The sequence below is a fragment of the Streptomyces sp. NPDC101178 genome (genome assembly GCF_044767965.1).
In the GTDB taxonomy this organism is placed as follows: Bacteria; Actinomycetota; Actinomycetes; order Streptomycetales; family Streptomycetaceae; genus Streptomyces.
On the sequence record NZ_JBIWOZ010000005.1, the window covers coordinates 260,137 to 273,348 of the forward strand.

The 13,212-nt window shown below is 70.9% G+C and carries 14 protein-coding genes and 2 pseudogenes; 12 read left to right on the top strand and 4 right to left on the bottom strand.

Going from position 1 to position 13,212, the window contains the following annotated elements; all coding sequences use genetic code 11:
• Positions 1-164 precede the first annotated feature (164 nt).
• The 3 genes from ACIRR8_RS17010 to ACIRR8_RS17020 all read left to right on the top strand — a co-directional run bounded on the left by ACIRR8_RS17010 (position 165) and on the right by ACIRR8_RS17020 (position 4,202).
• Complete coding sequence (locus ACIRR8_RS17010) at positions 165-824, top strand: LuxR C-terminal-related transcriptional regulator (protein WP_404065511.1); 660 nt, start codon at positions 165-167, stop codon at positions 822-824.
• 350 nt (positions 825-1,174) lie between these two features.
• Entirely contained in the window at positions 1,175-3,136 is a 1,962-nt protein-coding gene (locus tag ACIRR8_RS17015; RefSeq protein ID WP_404064838.1) for a 2-oxoacid:acceptor oxidoreductase subunit alpha, read from the top strand.
• Positions 3,129-4,202 carry a 2-oxoacid:ferredoxin oxidoreductase subunit beta gene (locus tag ACIRR8_RS17020; protein WP_404064841.1) on the top strand — a complete coding sequence of 358 codons (1,074 nt, stop codon included), beginning with the start codon at positions 3,129-3,131 and terminating at the stop codon, positions 4,200-4,202. Before ACIRR8_RS17015 ends, ACIRR8_RS17020 begins: the two co-directional genes overlap by 8 nt.
• Before the next feature lie 175 nt (positions 4,203-4,377).
• Here ACIRR8_RS17020 and ACIRR8_RS17025 read toward each other — a convergent pair whose 3' ends face one another.
• Complete coding sequence (locus ACIRR8_RS17025) at positions 4,378-4,713, bottom strand: helix-turn-helix domain-containing protein (protein WP_240678885.1); 336 nt, start codon at positions 4,711-4,713, stop codon at positions 4,378-4,380.
• 198 nt (positions 4,714-4,911) lie between these two features.
• Between ACIRR8_RS17025 and ACIRR8_RS17030 the strand changes: the two genes are divergently transcribed.
• The 3 genes from ACIRR8_RS17030 (at position 4,912) to ACIRR8_RS17040 (ending at position 7,423) form a co-directional block, all read left to right on the top strand.
• The gene (locus tag ACIRR8_RS17030) at positions 4,912-5,772 is read left to right on the top strand and encodes an SDR family oxidoreductase (RefSeq protein ID WP_404064844.1); all 861 of its coding nucleotides are present in this window, start codon (positions 4,912-4,914) and stop codon (positions 5,770-5,772) included.
• Positions 5,773-5,911: 139 nt separating this feature from the next.
• On the top strand, positions 5,912-6,886 hold the full coding sequence (gene rarD / locus ACIRR8_RS17035; protein WP_404064847.1) for an EamA family transporter RarD: 975 nt from the start codon (positions 5,912-5,914) through the stop codon (positions 6,884-6,886).
• A gap of 66 nt (positions 6,887-6,952) precedes the next feature.
• A complete protein-coding gene (locus ACIRR8_RS17040; protein WP_404064850.1) occupies positions 6,953-7,423 on the top strand; it encodes a hypothetical protein in 471 nt (156 codons plus the stop codon).
• A 13-nt stretch (positions 7,424-7,436) separates the two neighbouring features.
• Here the strand turns inward: ACIRR8_RS17040 and ACIRR8_RS17045 are convergent, their stop codons facing one another.
• Together ACIRR8_RS17045 and ACIRR8_RS17050 are read right to left on the bottom strand one after the other, a co-directional pair.
• Complete coding sequence (locus tag ACIRR8_RS17045; protein ID WP_404064852.1) at positions 7,437-7,826, bottom strand: SRPBCC domain-containing protein; 390 nt, start codon at positions 7,824-7,826, stop codon at positions 7,437-7,439.
• Positions 7,827-7,854: 28 nt separating this feature from the next.
• A complete protein-coding gene (locus ACIRR8_RS17050) occupies positions 7,855-8,478 on the bottom strand; it encodes a CGNR zinc finger domain-containing protein (protein WP_404065514.1) in 624 nt (207 codons plus the stop codon).
• 37 nt (positions 8,479-8,515) lie between these two features.
• Between ACIRR8_RS17050 and ACIRR8_RS17055 the strand changes: the two genes are divergently transcribed.
• From ACIRR8_RS17055 to ACIRR8_RS17065, 3 genes and pseudogenes are all read left to right on the top strand, one after another.
• The gene (locus ACIRR8_RS17055) at positions 8,516-8,971 is read left to right on the top strand and encodes a VOC family protein (RefSeq protein ID WP_404064854.1); all 456 of its coding nucleotides are present in this window, start codon (positions 8,516-8,518) and stop codon (positions 8,969-8,971) included.
• Positions 8,972-9,032: 61 nt separating this feature from the next.
• The gene (locus tag ACIRR8_RS17060; RefSeq protein WP_404064857.1) at positions 9,033-9,422 is read left to right on the top strand and encodes a VOC family protein; all 390 of its coding nucleotides are present in this window, start codon (positions 9,033-9,035) and stop codon (positions 9,420-9,422) included.
• 551 nt (positions 9,423-9,973) lie between these two features.
• A pseudogene (locus ACIRR8_RS17065) lies at positions 9,974-10,120 on the top strand (DUF397 domain-containing protein); the annotation flags it as partial.
• Positions 10,121-10,175: 55 nt separating this feature from the next.
• Here the strand turns inward: ACIRR8_RS17065 and ACIRR8_RS17070 are convergent.
• Positions 10,176-11,138, bottom strand: a complete 963-nt coding sequence (locus ACIRR8_RS17070; protein ID WP_404064860.1) for a DUF4157 domain-containing protein — start codon at positions 11,136-11,138, stop codon at positions 10,176-10,178.
• 536 nt (positions 11,139-11,674) lie between these two features.
• Here ACIRR8_RS17070 and ACIRR8_RS17075 point away from each other — a divergent pair.
• The 3 genes and pseudogenes from ACIRR8_RS17075 to ACIRR8_RS17085 form a co-directional block, all read left to right on the top strand.
• A pseudogene (locus ACIRR8_RS17075) lies at positions 11,675-11,803 on the top strand (DUF397 domain-containing protein); the annotation flags it as partial.
• 53 nt (positions 11,804-11,856) lie between these two features.
• Positions 11,857-12,330, top strand: a complete 474-nt coding sequence (locus ACIRR8_RS17080) for a hypothetical protein (protein WP_404064862.1) — start codon at positions 11,857-11,859, stop codon at positions 12,328-12,330.
• Between the two features lie 69 nt (positions 12,331-12,399).
• Entirely contained in the window at positions 12,400-13,206 is an 807-nt protein-coding gene (locus tag ACIRR8_RS17085; RefSeq protein WP_404064865.1) for an HAD family hydrolase, read from the top strand.
• Positions 13,207-13,212 lie beyond the last annotated feature (6 nt).

Genomic DNA, 13,212 nt, shown 5'->3' on the forward strand with positions numbered 1-13,212 from the left:
CGCCTTGCCCCGCCCCTCGGCGGACGGCCCGCCCTCGCGGTGGCCGGTGGGTTATCCACAGGGGGTCCATCCGTGGGGCGGGCCTGGGATGCTGGAGGTGTCGGGCGCAGGGCGCACAGCAGACCAGCGGGGGACAGAGCAACGTGAGGCACGTGGAGAACAGAGTGCGGGTGGTCATCGCCGAGGATTCGGTCCTGCTGCGGGAAGGGCTCACCCGTCTGCTCACCGATCTCGGGCATGACGTGGTCGCGGGGGTGGGCGACGCCGAGGCGCTGCTGAAGACCGTGGCGGACCTCGGGGCGGAGCAGGCGCTGCCCGATGTGGTGGTGGCCGATGTGCGGATGCCGCCGACCCACACCGATGAGGGCGTACGGGCGGCGGTGCGGCTGCGGAGGGAGTATCCGGGGATAGGGGTGCTGGTCCTCTCGCAGTACGTGGAGGAGCAGTACGCCACCGAGCTGCTGGCGGGCAGCAGCCGGGGCGTGGGGTATCTGCTCAAGGACCGGGTGGCCGAGGTCCGTGAGTTCGTCGACGCGGTCGTACGGGTGGCGGGCGGCGGTACGGCGCTGGACCCGGAGGTGGTGGCGCAGCTGCTGGGCCGCAGCCGCAAGCAGGACGTGCTGACGGGGCTGACGCCGCGCGAGCGGGAGGTCCTGGGACTCATGGCCGAGGGGAGGACGAACTCGGCCATCGCCCGGCAGCTCGTGGTGAGCGACGGGGCGGTGGAGAAGCACGTCAGCAACATCTTCCAGAAGCTCGGGCTCTCGCCCAGCGACGGGGACCACCGGCGCGTCCTCGCCGTACTGACCTACCTGAACTCCTAGCGATCTGACACCCTGTCAGTTGGCGGCCGGAGCCGCCGATGGGCGCCCGATGAGCACCCGGCGTGCACCCTATGGACCTCCGCGGGAAGTGTCCGGCGACCGCCCGCCGGGCAGTCCTGGGCGGAAGGTCCTAGCACCGAAGACCTACGAGCAGAGCACTTCCATCCAACGGCCATCCAGCGATCGGGGGGGTTGAGAAAGATGGCAAAACGGGCTAAAAGGGTGTCTCAAAATGGTGTCCACCATATGATCGGCCCCTGGAGGGCGAACCGCACGGACGTAGGGTTGCCTCTGGGACCGCCGGCCGGCCGGACGGTTCCGAACCGCCGCCCCAAGGGAGGTCCAGTTCAGTGACGAGCCAGGTCAGTAGCGCGGAGAAGGCCGATGAGGCCAACGACGCCGTCCTCGGGGGCCAGCGCGCCCCCCTGTCAGGAACGACGGGAACCACCGGCGGCGACGGGAAAGAGGTCCGCCGCCTGGACCGGGTGATCATCCGCTTCGCGGGCGACTCGGGTGACGGGATGCAGCTCACGGGCGACCGGTTCACCTCGGAGACGGCGTCGTTCGGGAACGATCTCTCCACCCTGCCGAACTTCCCGGCCGAGATCCGGGCCCCCGCAGGCACTCTGCCCGGGGTTTCTTCCTTCCAGCTCCACTTTGCCGATCATGACATCCTCACCCCCGGCGACGCTCCCAACGTCCTGGTCGCGATGAACCCCGCCGCTCTGAAGGCGAACATCGACGACGTGCCGCGCGGCGCCGAGATCATTGTGAACACCGACGAGTTCACCAAGCGCCCGATGGCGAAGGTCGGCTATGCGACCAATCCGCTGGAGGACGGGTCGCTGGAGGCGTACAACGTCCACCCGGTGCCGCTGACGACGCTGACGATCGAGGCGCTGAAGGAGTTCGGGCTCTCCCGCAAGGAGGCCGAGCGGTCGAAGAACATGTTCGCGCTCGGGCTGCTGTCGTGGATGTACCACCGGCCGACCGAGGGGACGGAGACGTTCCTGCGGCAGAAGTTCGCGAAGAAGCCGGAGATCGCCGAGGCGAACGTGGCCGCCTTCCGGGCCGGGTGGAATTTCGGCGAGACCACCGAGGACTTCGCCGTCTCCTACGAGGTCGCTCCGGCCGCGCAGGCCTTCCCGACCGGCACCTACCGCAACATCTCGGGGAACCTGGCCCTCTCCTACGGCCTGATCGCCGCCGGGCAGCTGGCGGACCTGCCGCTCTACCTGGGCTCGTATCCGATCACCCCGGCCTCGGACATCCTGCACGAGCTGTCCAAGCACAAGAACTTCGGCGTGCGCACCTTCCAGGCCGAGGACGAGATCGCCGGGATCGGGGCGGCGCTCGGTGCGGCCTTCGGCGGGGCGCTCGGTGTGACCACGACGTCGGGGCCGGGTGTGGCTCTGAAGTCGGAGACCATCGGGCTCGCGGTCTCGCTGGAGCTCCCGCTGCTGATCATCGACATCCAGCGCGGCGGGCCCTCCACCGGGCTGCCGACCAAGACCGAGCAGGCCGACCTGCTCCAGGCGATGTACGGGAGGAACGGGGAGGCCCCGGTGCCGATCGTGGCCCCGCAGACCCCGGCCGACTGCTTCGACGCCGCGATCGAGGCGGCCCGGATCGCGCTGACGTACCGGACCCCGGTGTTCCTGCTCTCCGACGGCTATCTGGCCAACGGTTCCGAGCCGTGGCGCATCCCGGAGACCGCCGGCCTGCCCGACCTCACCACACCGTTCGCCACCGGCCCCAACCACACCCTGGCCGACGGCACCGAGGTCTTCTGGCCCTACAAGCGCGACCCGCAGACCCTGGCCCGCCCCTGGGCCGTCCCCGGCACACCCGGTCTCGAACACCGCATCGGCGGCATCGAGAAGCAGGACGGCACCGGCAACATCTCCTACGACCCCGCCAACCACGACCTGATGGTCCGCACCCGCCAGGCGAAGGTCGACAACATCGACGTTCCCGACCTCACCGTCGACGACCCCGCCGGAGCGGCGACGCTGGTGCTCGGCTGGGGCTCGACGTACGGGCCGATCACCGCCGCCGTCCGCCGGCTCCGCGCCGCCGGGCAGCCCATCGCCCAGGCCCACCTCAGACACCTCAACCCCTTCCCGAGGAACCTCGGCGAGGTGCTGAAGAGTTACGACAAGGTCGTCGTCCCGGAGATGAACCTCGGACAGCTCGCGATGCTGCTGCGGGCGAAGTATCTGGTGGACGCCCACAGCTACAACCAGGTCAACGGCATGCCGTTCAAGGCCGAGCAGCTCGCCACGGCTCTCAAGGAGGCCATCGATGCCTGACACCCGGGAACTGCTCCACAACGAGCTGTTGCAGCTGGTGCCCAAGGCCGAGGCGAAACAGTCCATGAAGGACTTCAAATCCGACCAGGAAGTGCGCTGGTGCCCGGGGTGCGGCGACTACGCCGTCCTCGCCGCGGTACAGGGCTTCATGCCGGAGCTGGGCCTCGCGAAGGAGAACATCGCCTTCGTCTCCGGCATCGGCTGCTCCTCCCGCTTCCCGTACTACATGAACACGTACGGGATGCACTCCATCCACGGCCGCGCCCCGTCCATCGCGACCGGCCTCGCCACCTCCCGCCGCGACCTCTCCGTCTGGGTCGTCACCGGTGACGGCGACGCGCTCTCCATCGGCGGCAACCACCTCATCCACGCGCTGCGCCGCAACGTCAACCTCAAGATCCTGCTCTTCAACAACCGGATCTACGGGCTGACCAAGGGCCAGTACAGCCCCACCTCCGAGGTCGGCAAGATCACCAAGTCGACGCCGATGGGTTCGCTCGACGCGCCCTTCAACCCGGTGTCCCTCGCCATCGGCGCGGAGGCCTCGTTCGTGGCGCGCACGGTCGACTCCGACCGCAAGCACCTCACCAGCGTGCTGCGCGCGGCGGCCGAGCACCCGGGCACGGCGCTCGTGGAGATCTACCAGAACTGCAACATCTTCAACGACGGTGCGTTCGAGGTCCTCAAGGACAAGGAGCAGGCCGCCGAGGCCGTCATCCGCCTGGAACACGGAGAGCCGATCCTCTTCGGGGCCGACGGCTCCAAGGGCGTCGTCCGCAACCAGGCCACCGGTGATCTGGAGGTCGTCGCCGTCACCGACGAGAACCGCTCGCAGGTCCTCGTCCACGACGCCCACGCCGACTCCCCGACCACGGCGTTCGCGCTCTCCCGCCTCGCCGACGCCGACACCCTGCACCACACGCCCATCGGGGTGCTGCGCAGCGTCGAGCGGCCGGTCTACGACACGCTGATGTCCGACCAGGTGGACGCCGCCGTGGAGCGCGACGGCAAGGGCGATCTCGGCTCACTGCTCGCGGGGACCGACACCTGGACCGTCGTCGGCTGAGAAGCAACAGCGGTACGGCAGCGGCCCGGGCCCGATCCCCAGACCAGTGCACACGACCAGGACACGACCTGGACGACCTGGAGGATCAGGCCCGGGCCTCGTCGTACGCCGCAGATCAGGCCCGGGCCTCGTCGTACGCCGTAGATCAGGCCCGAGCCTTGTCGTACGCCGCAGATCAGGCCCGGGCCTCGTCGTACGCCGCGCGGGCCGCCTGCACCGCGTCCACCTGGCGTTCGGTCCAGCGGGCGAGGGCCCATACCTGTTCGGCGGCCTCGGTGCCGAGCGGGGTGAGCGAGTAGTCCACGCGGGGCGGGATCACCGGCTTCGCGTCCCGGTGGACGAAGCCGTCGCGCTCCAGCGTCTGAAGGGTCTGCGCGAGCATCTTCTCGCTGACCCCGCCGATCGTGCGGCGCAGCTCGCTGAAGCGGTACGAACGCTCCAGCAGGGCCGCCAGGACGAGGACGCCCCAGCGGCTCGTCACATGCTCCAGCACGAGCCGGGACGGGCACATCGGCTGGTTGACGTCCTGCACGGGCTTCGGCAGACCCGCCAGACCGACCGGATCCGCCGGATCGACCGGAGCCACACTCTCCGTGCTTCCCTCACTCACTCCCATGCCAGTACCTTACTTCAAAGTGGGTACTTTCCATTAGTTAGCGCTCCGCCTACGCTCGGTCGGGAACGACATCACCCACCACAGGAGCCCCCCATGAGCATCGTCGTCACCGGAGCCACCGGAGAACTCGGCCGTCTCGTCGTCGATGAACTGCTGGCCACCGTCCCGGCCGGCGAGGTCGTCGCGGTCGTCCGCAGCAAGGAGAAGGCCGCCGCGCTCGCCGCGCGGGGCGTCGAGCTCCGGATCGCCGACTACGACCGCCCCGAGACGCTGGCCGACGCCTTCCGGACCGGCGACCGGGTGCTGCTGATCTCCGGCAGCGAGGTCGGCAAGCGGGTCGCGCAGCACACCGCGCTCGTCGAGGCGGCCAAGGCGGCGGGCGTGGCCCAGCTCGCGTACACCGGCATACTCGGCGGACCGGACGCGGACTTCGTCCTGGCCGACGAGCACAAGGCGACCGAGCGGCTGATCCTGGACTCCGGGCTGCCGTACACGTTCCTGCGCAACGGCTGGTACACGGAGAACTACACCGCCAACCTCGCTCCCGTCCTGGAGCACGGCGCGGTCGTCGCCAACGCGGGCGAGGGCAAGATCGCCTCTGCCTCGCGCGCCGACTTCGCGGCCGCCGCGGCCGCCGTGCTCACCGGCGAGGGCCACCTCGGCCAGGCTTACGAGCTGAGCGGCGACACCGCCTGGTCGCTCGCCGAGTACGCGGCGCTGCTGTCCGAGGTGACCGGCAAGGAGATCGCGTACAAGAACGTTCCGGCGGCCGTGCACCAGGAGATCCTGGTCGGCGCGGGCCTGCCCGAGGGGTTCGCCGCGATCCTCACCGACGTGGACGAGGCCATCGAGCGCGGACGGCTCGCGGGGACGAGCGGCGACCTGGCCCGGCTGACCGGCCGCCCGACCACCCCGCTGGCCACGACCGTACGAGCGGCGCTCGCCACTGCCTGATCCGCACCGCCGCCCCTCCCGAGCCGGCCAGGCGCCTGTCATGAGTGTTTACCTGAAACGGCTATGACACGAGGCCCTTCCGGCGTTACCGTCATCCCGTCGGGCAGACGCGCCGACGCAGGTAGTCCGGGAGGGGCCCGTGAAGGGGAAGAACGAACAGCGGGCCGGCCTGCTGTACGGAGTCGGCGCGTACGGGATGTGGGGCATCGTCCCCCTCTTCTGGCCGCTCCTGAAGCCGTCCGGGGCGGTCGAGATCCTCGCGCACCGGATGGTCTGGTCACTGGCCGTCGTCGGGATCGCGCTGCTCGTGGTCCGGCGCTGGGCCTGGATCGGCGAGCTGGTCCGCGACCGGCGCAAGCTGGGGCTCGTATCGGTGGCGGCGACGACCATCACCGTCAACTGGGGCCTCTACATCTGGGCCGTCAACAACGGCCAGGTCGTCGAGGCCTCACTCGGCTACTTCATCAACCCTCTGGTCACCATCGCCATGGGCGTCCTCCTGCTCGGCGAACGGCTGCGGCCGGCCCAGTGGATCGCGGTCGCCACCGGCCTGGCCGCCGTACTCGTCCTGGCGATCGGGTACGGGCGGCCGCCGTGGATCTCGCTGGTGCTGGCGTTCTCCTTCGCCACGTACGGCCTGATCAAGAAGAAGGTCAACATGGGCGGTCTGGAGTCGCTGGCCGCCGAGACTGCCGTCCTCTTCCTGCCCGCGCTCGGTTTCCTGCTCTGGCTGACGGCCACCGGCGCGTCCACGTTCACGGCCGGGGACGCGGGGCTGGGCCACGGGGCGCTGCTCGCCGCGACGGGCATCGTCACGGCGGTCCCGCTGATCTGCTTCGGGGCGGCGGCGATCCGGGTGCCGCTCTCGACGCTGGGGCTGCTCCAGTACCTGGCACCGGTCTTCCAGTTCGTGCTGGGCATCGTCTACTTCCACGAGGAGATGCCGCCCGAGCGGTGGGCCGGCTTCGCGCTGGTCTGGCTGGCCCTCTCCCTCCTGACCTGGGACGCCCTGCGCAACGCCCGCCGCAACCGGGTCCTGGCCACCCAGCTCCTGGCCACCGCGGCGGCGGCCCCGGCGCCCACCGAACCTCCCGCCCAGCAGAAGGTCACCTAGGACCTCGTGTCCCACCGGGCATCCGGCACGGTGGACGCGGTGCGACAAGGCTGATTGAGTGCCCGGATGGGGACTGTCCTGGGCGGGATGAGGAACGTGCGGTGGCACGAGCTGCAGCACGCGTACGGCTCCGCGTCCCAGGTTCCCGGGATGCTGTCGCGGATCGCCTGGGGTGACGGCCCGACCGCCGGGGATGCGCTGAGCGACCTGGACCGGTGGATCGGCGCACCGGCCGTGTTCGACGCGACCGTGGCCGCGGTGCCGTTCCTGTGGGAGCTGGCGGTGACGGAGGCGGTCAAGGACCGGGCCGGTGTGCTGGACCTGCTCGCCACGATCCTCGCCGCGGACCACGCCCGGCGCCCGGAGTGGACCCGGGCCGCGCACGAGGCGGTGGCGGAGGACCGTTCCACTGCGGCCCGGCTGGCCTCCGCGCCCGGGGCGAAGGAGACGCCGGCCGTACGGGATGCCGCCGCGCGGTTGCTGGCCGCGCTGGACGGGCACACCTGCGCGGCCTGCGGCGGACCGCGTACGGCCTGAAACCGCAGACCGGCTAGGACAGCTCCGCCGCCAGCCGGTCCATCACGCTCTTCCAGTGCATACGGCGTTCCTCCCGCTCCTCCGCGCTCGCCAGCCGTTCCTGGTGGAAGCGGAGCACCGACCGGTCGTCCGAGGTGCCCGGCGACACCGTGACCTGGACCGTGGACGTGCCGTACGTGAGGCGGACACGGTCGCCCGGGTGGTAGCTGCGGATCTCGCCTTCGGTGCCGTCCGCCGTACGGTACGCAGCGCCCTTCTCCGTCGGCAGCGGCCCCTCCACGCCGAGCCAGAGCGCGACGCCCTCCGGGCCGGTGATGAACTCCCACACAGTCTGCGGCGGTTGCCGGATCGTGCGGGAGACACCGATCTCCCAGCCGGCGTCCTGAGTGAGTCCGGTAGGCATGGCGAAGACCCCTTGAATCACGTAGTCGTCAGTCAGCAGTGGTCAGCCGGGCGCGGTGGGCCCGGACCTTGTGGCGGTTCCCGCACCGCTCCATCGAGCACCAGCGCCGTCTGCCCGGCCGCGAGGTGTCGACGAATAGCAGGCGGCAGTCGTCGGCGCCGCACGTGCGGATCCGGTGCGCGTACGGCCCCGTGAACAGCTCGACGGCGTCCCGCGCCACGGTGGAGAGCAGCCCGGTCCCGGACGCGCCCGGCGCCCACTCCCGCGCCCCCTCGGCGGTCAGCCGGGCCGTCAGCGGCTGGTGCGCCGCCGCGTCGTTCACGGTGGCGAGGTCGTCCGGCGCCGACGGGAGCGCGGACACATGGGCCTCCGCCAGCCGCCAGAGCGCGTCGCGCAGTCGGCGCGCGTCCGCCACCTCGACCGGGTCCACGGCGAGGCCGAGCCCACCCGGCAGCCGGCTCTGGTCCGCCCAGCGCACCAGGTCCTCGGGCCCGTGCAGCACCTCGAAGTACGCGAGGCGCCCGGGCCCACCGGTCGGCAGGAGCTCCAGACACAGCGCGCCCGGGTCAAACCGGAACGAGCTGCCGTCCGGATGCACCAGCACCAACCCCGAAGGCGCGGCCCGTCCCGCGCCTGCTTCCGGCGTGTCCATTGCGCTCGTACTCATGTAACCACTATAAACGGTTTCCATGACTCGCACACTGTCCTGGAAGCTCGTCATCGACAGCGCCGACCCGCACGCGCAGGCCGGATTCTGGGCCGAGGTCCTCGGCTATCCGATCGAGGACAACAGCGCTCTGGTCGAGCAGCTGCTCGCCGCCGGAGCCGTCCCCGACTCCATCACCACCCACGCCCACGGCCGCCGCGCCTGGCGCGACCTCGCGGCGATCCGGCACCCGGACGACCCGTACGACGAGAAGAGCGGTACGGGGCTGGGGCGGCGGCTGCTGTTCCAGCGCGTCCCGGAGCCGAAGACGGTGAAGAACCGCCTCCACATCGACGTCCACGCGGGCCCCGGCGAGCGCGACGCGCAGGCGGAGCGGCTGGTGGCACTGGGCGCGCGCATCCTGCACGCGGTCGACGAGCCGGGCGGGAGCTGGCTCGTACTGGCAGATCCTGAGGGCAACGAGTTCTGCGTGAGCTAATAAGGGTCACGCGTGACCCTTAAGGACCCTTCCGACTGCGACCGACCAGGAGAGCACTCTCATGAAGATCCACCTGACCAGCGTCTTCGTCGACGACCAGGAGAAGGCCCTGCGCTTCTACACGGAGGTTCTCGGCTTCGTGAAGAAGCAAGACGTACCGCTCGGCGGCCCGGACCGCTGGCTGACCGTCGTCTCGCCGGAGGACCCCACCGGCACCGAACTCCTCCTGGAACCGGACCGCCACCGCGCGGTCGGCCCCTACAAGACGGCCCTGGTCGAGGACGGCATCCCTGCCGCCGCCTTCGCCGTGGACGACGTACGGGCGGAGTTCGACCGGCTGCGGGACCTCGGCGTGCGGTTCACGCAGGAGCCGCTGGAGATGGGCCCGGTGACGACGGCGGTCCTGGACGACACGTGCGGCAACCTGATCCAGATCGCGCAGAGCGGATAGCAACGGACGGCAACGAATATCAACGGACAGGGCGGACGGAGGAGCGGAGGGACAACGTCAACCGGAGGAAGTCACACCGCCCCCCTCACCCTCACCTTCGTCCCCCTCCCCGTCTTTGTCCCGCTCGCGGCTGATCTCCTCCTTCATCTGCTCCGCCACCAGGTCCCCGAGCGGGTCCGTGACGTCCCAGGAGTGCGGCGCCGGGGGCCGGTCGTAGAGGAGGCACGCCTCCTTCCGCCCAGTCCCGGAGTTCGGCCGGAGCGTCGTACCGGTCGCCGGTGACCGGTTGCAGCGCGCAGGCCGGAACCCACGGCGCGTACGGGTCCGGGTCCGGCGCGTCCGCGAACCGCCGGGCCTGCCGCCGCAGCCACCGGAGCGCGAGCCTCCGGGTCGGTGCGGTGATCCGGCCGAGCCGGACGGACCTCGTCGCATCGCCCGCGTGGCTCTCGGCGGCATCCATTGGGCGTGCGACTGCGGGGAGTTGCTCACAACACCTCGCCGCGACTGCGAGCGTTGAGGCGGGCCGTACGGGCACGGAGCTGCTCCATGAGAACACCAACCTCGCGGACCCACACGGGATCGTCCCCGTCCGCGACTCCAAGAACGACACCACCACGGGCCCGGTCCTCACCGTTCCCGCCACCGCGTTCACGACGTTCGTCGCGGGGCTCCGCGCCGGAGAGTTCGGCGCGGCCTGAGAAGCCGCCCGGCCGCGCGCAGGCGGCCTCCTCCGCTCCCCAAGTGGCTCTACTTCTAAGCCTGGTTGCGTGTCCTGCCCGCCATTCCGGGGATCTCCAGGTGGAGGCACGCCGCGAAGTGGACGTTGCCCATGCCCGGGCGGAGGAGTGCCGACAGCTGGATATCGTGGGTGAACGTGAGAGAACGACCGGCCAGCTGAGGGTCGTTCAGGCTCGCGACCGTCACCGTGGCGGGCTGGCTCGGGTCGAGTTGCACGTCGTAGCCGCTCCCGGTGGCCCTGATCGCTACCGGGGAACCGTGGATGTCCAGACCGCTGGGCGCATGGATCGTGTAGTCGGGCATGGTGCTGCGGCCGTCGCGGATGCGCTGGGGCAGCAAGTCCTTGTCGCCCTTCTCCACACGGGCTCCGTTGGCGTCGAGGACCGTGTTGCCGTGCATGCAGTACGTGTGCACCTTGACGCCCGCGGGAACCCGGAACTCGCCGTTCGCCTGGTCCCAGGAGCCGTGGCCGCTGAGGACGATCCCGTCCCCGCGGCCGGCGGTGTTGTGGGCCTCCCATTCGTCGTTCGTGCCCGCGTTGACCGTCGGGCGGGCGGCGGGCATGCGCTGCACGGTGCCGGAAGAGGGCACCTCGGTGGTGTGCGGGCTGTCGTGGGTATGGGTGAGCGGGGAGTGCGGCCGGCTCATCACCCGACGCGCGTTCGTCTCCGCCTCGCGCTCGAAACGGTCGGACGGATCGCTGACGCGCAGGCCGGAGCCGTTGTCCGTACCGGCCACGGGGCCCTGCCGCTGCTGGATGACGTGGGTCAGTTCGTGGGCAAGCGTGTGCTTGTCGCCGCCGCCGTTGCCCAGGACCACATGGCTTCCCGAGGTGTAGGCGCGGGCGCCGATCTCCGCTGCCGAAGCCCGGGCGTCCGCGCCGTCGTGGATCCGTACGTCGGAGAAGTCGGCGCCGAGCCGAGATTCCATCTCCCTACGGACCGGGTCGTTCATCGCCCGGCCCGGACTGCCCAGCACGCCGTGGACGGAAGAACGCTGTACCGCGGGCTCCTCGTTCCGCTGACCGTGCTCGTGGTCGCATCCGGGGCCGTGCCCGGGGTGCGACGATCCGGTCGCCCCGCGGTGGCCCGCACGCCGGAGCATCTGCACGACCGCGGCGTTGCCGACGCTCGCCTGAAGCCCCGAAAGGCCCACAGGACTGCCGGCCACGGGCTCCGGACGGGCCGGCGGGCGGGTGCTCCGGGCGTCTTCTTCTGCCCTGCTCTGCTGGCGCATCCGCTCGTCCCTCTATTTCGTCGCGTCGACTCCTGCTGCACCCTCAGTTCGACGAACGGAAGGGTACGTTCCTGGATACACGAGTCGGCCGACACCCCACAAGGTGGGGGTCATCACCACGCTCCCGGCCAGCCTCACGGACAAGCCCGTTTAGTCCAGCACTCCTTGGGAGGCGACCAGGCTGGTCCCGCTTGATGACGGTGCGGGGCACACCGACGCGTTCACCCCGTCCGCCGTGGGTAGCAAGACCCGGGAGCCGCAGATCTCCCCGGCCACAACTGACCAGCTACAAAAGGGCGCCTGGTGACGAAGCCGCGTCCGAGACCCCCCGCTGGTTCACGTCCTCGTACAGCGACAACGGCGGAGCGTGCGTCGAGGTCGCCACCAACCTTGCCGCCCCGCACGGCACGGCGTAGTGACCGCAGGCCGCAGGCCGCAATCGACATCGACGGAGGCGCTGATGGAGGAGGCCGACCCGCTGCCGTACCTCGACGAGCACACCACCGTCATCGCCGCCGAGGCCGACGACGTATGGCGTGGTCTGTGCGCGGCGCTGGAGCGGTCCTTCTCTCGGGCTCCGGCCGCCGCCTACGCACGGCTGGTCCGGGCCGCCGACACCCGGCCGTCCGGGCCTCGCCCGCTCGCGGAGGGATCGGTGCTCCCGGGCTTCCGGGTGCGCGCCGCCTCTCCCGGAGAGCGGCTGATCCTCCACGGCCGCCACCGCTTCTCCTCATACGCACTGATCTTCCGGCTCGAACCCGGAGGCCCGGGCCGCACACGGCTGCGCGCCGAGAGCCGGGCCGCGTTTCCCGGGGTGGCGGGACGTGCGTACCGGCGGCTGGTGTTCGGGTCGGGCGGGCACGCGGTCGGGATGCGGCGGCTGCTCGCCGGGATTCGCCGTACGAGCGAGGCTTCGGGCCGACCGCTCCCGTAACGCCCCCGCTTCTACCGGATCCTCCCCTCCCGCGCAAGCGGCCGTCCGGGCCCTTCTAGGCTGTGGCCCATGCCCACGCCACCCGCATATGCCCTCGTCGCCACCGACCTGGACGGCACCCTGCTGCGCCCGGACGACACCGTCAGCGCCCGTTCCCGCGCCGCGCTCGGCCTGGCCGTCTCCGCAGGCGCCCGGCACCTGATCGTCACCGGCAGGCCCGTCCCCGGGATACGGGCGCTGCTCGCGGATCTCGCGTACACCGGGCTCGTCGTGTGCGGCCAGGGCACGCAGCTGTACGACGCCGACACCGCGCGGCTGCTGCGCTCGGTCACCCTGGACCGGGAGGCCGCCGACACCGCGCTCGGAAAGATCGAGGCGGAGGTCGGAGCGGTGTTCGCGGCCGTGGACCAGGACGGGGTGGACGGCGTCACCCTGATCGAGAACGGCTACCGGATGCCGAACCCAACGCTCCCCGCCCTCCGCGTGGACTCCCGGGACGCGCTGTGGCAGCGGCCGGTCATCAAGGTGCTGGTCCGCCACCCGGAGCTGGGCGACGACGCTCTGGCCGCCGCCGCGCGCGGGGCGGTGGGTGACCTGGCGAGCGTGAGCATGGCGGGGCCCGGCACGGTCGAGCTGGCTCCTTACGGGGTGGACAAGGGCACCGGGATCGCGGCGGCGGCCGAGCTGCTGGGGATCGGGGCGGAGGGGACGATCGCGTTCGGGGACATGCCCAACGACCTGCCGATGTTCCGCCGTTCCGGGCACCGCGTGGCCATGGGCAACGCGCATCCGGAGCTGCGGGCGGCGGCGGACGAGGTGACCTCGACGAACGCGGAGGACGGGGTGGCGGCGGTGCTGGAGCGGTTGTTCGGCTGAGCGGGG

What these genes read in the sequence shown, in the direction of transcription:
- ACIRR8_RS17020 (WP_404064841.1), top strand. Translation starts at nt 3,129, where the DNA reads ATGCCTGACACCCGGGAACTGCTCCACAACGAGCTGTTGCAGCTGGTG.
- ACIRR8_RS17025 (WP_240678885.1), bottom strand. Translation starts at nt 4,713, where the DNA reads ATGTGCCCGTCCCGGCTCGTGCTGGAGCATGTGACGAGCCGCTGGGGC.
- ACIRR8_RS17055 (WP_404064854.1), top strand. Translation starts at nt 8,516, where the DNA reads ATGACTCGCACACTGTCCTGGAAGCTCGTCATCGACAGCGCCGACCCG.
- ACIRR8_RS17060 (WP_404064857.1), top strand. Translation starts at nt 9,033, where the DNA reads ATGAAGATCCACCTGACCAGCGTCTTCGTCGACGACCAGGAGAAGGCC.
- ACIRR8_RS17030 (WP_404064844.1), top strand. Translation starts at nt 4,912, where the DNA reads ATGAGCATCGTCGTCACCGGAGCCACCGGAGAACTCGGCCGTCTCGTC.
- ACIRR8_RS17080 (WP_404064862.1), top strand. Translation starts at nt 11,857, where the DNA reads ATGGAGGAGGCCGACCCGCTGCCGTACCTCGACGAGCACACCACCGTC.
- ACIRR8_RS17085 (WP_404064865.1), top strand. Translation starts at nt 12,400, where the DNA reads ATGCCCACGCCACCCGCATATGCCCTCGTCGCCACCGACCTGGACGGC.
- ACIRR8_RS17040 (WP_404064850.1), top strand. Translation starts at nt 6,953, where the DNA reads ATGGGGACTGTCCTGGGCGGGATGAGGAACGTGCGGTGGCACGAGCTG.
- ACIRR8_RS17045 (WP_404064852.1), bottom strand. Translation starts at nt 7,826, where the DNA reads ATGCCTACCGGACTCACTCAGGACGCCGGCTGGGAGATCGGTGTCTCC.
- ACIRR8_RS17050 (WP_404065514.1), bottom strand. Translation starts at nt 8,478, where the DNA reads ATGGACACGCCGGAAGCAGGCGCGGGACGGGCCGCGCCTTCGGGGTTG.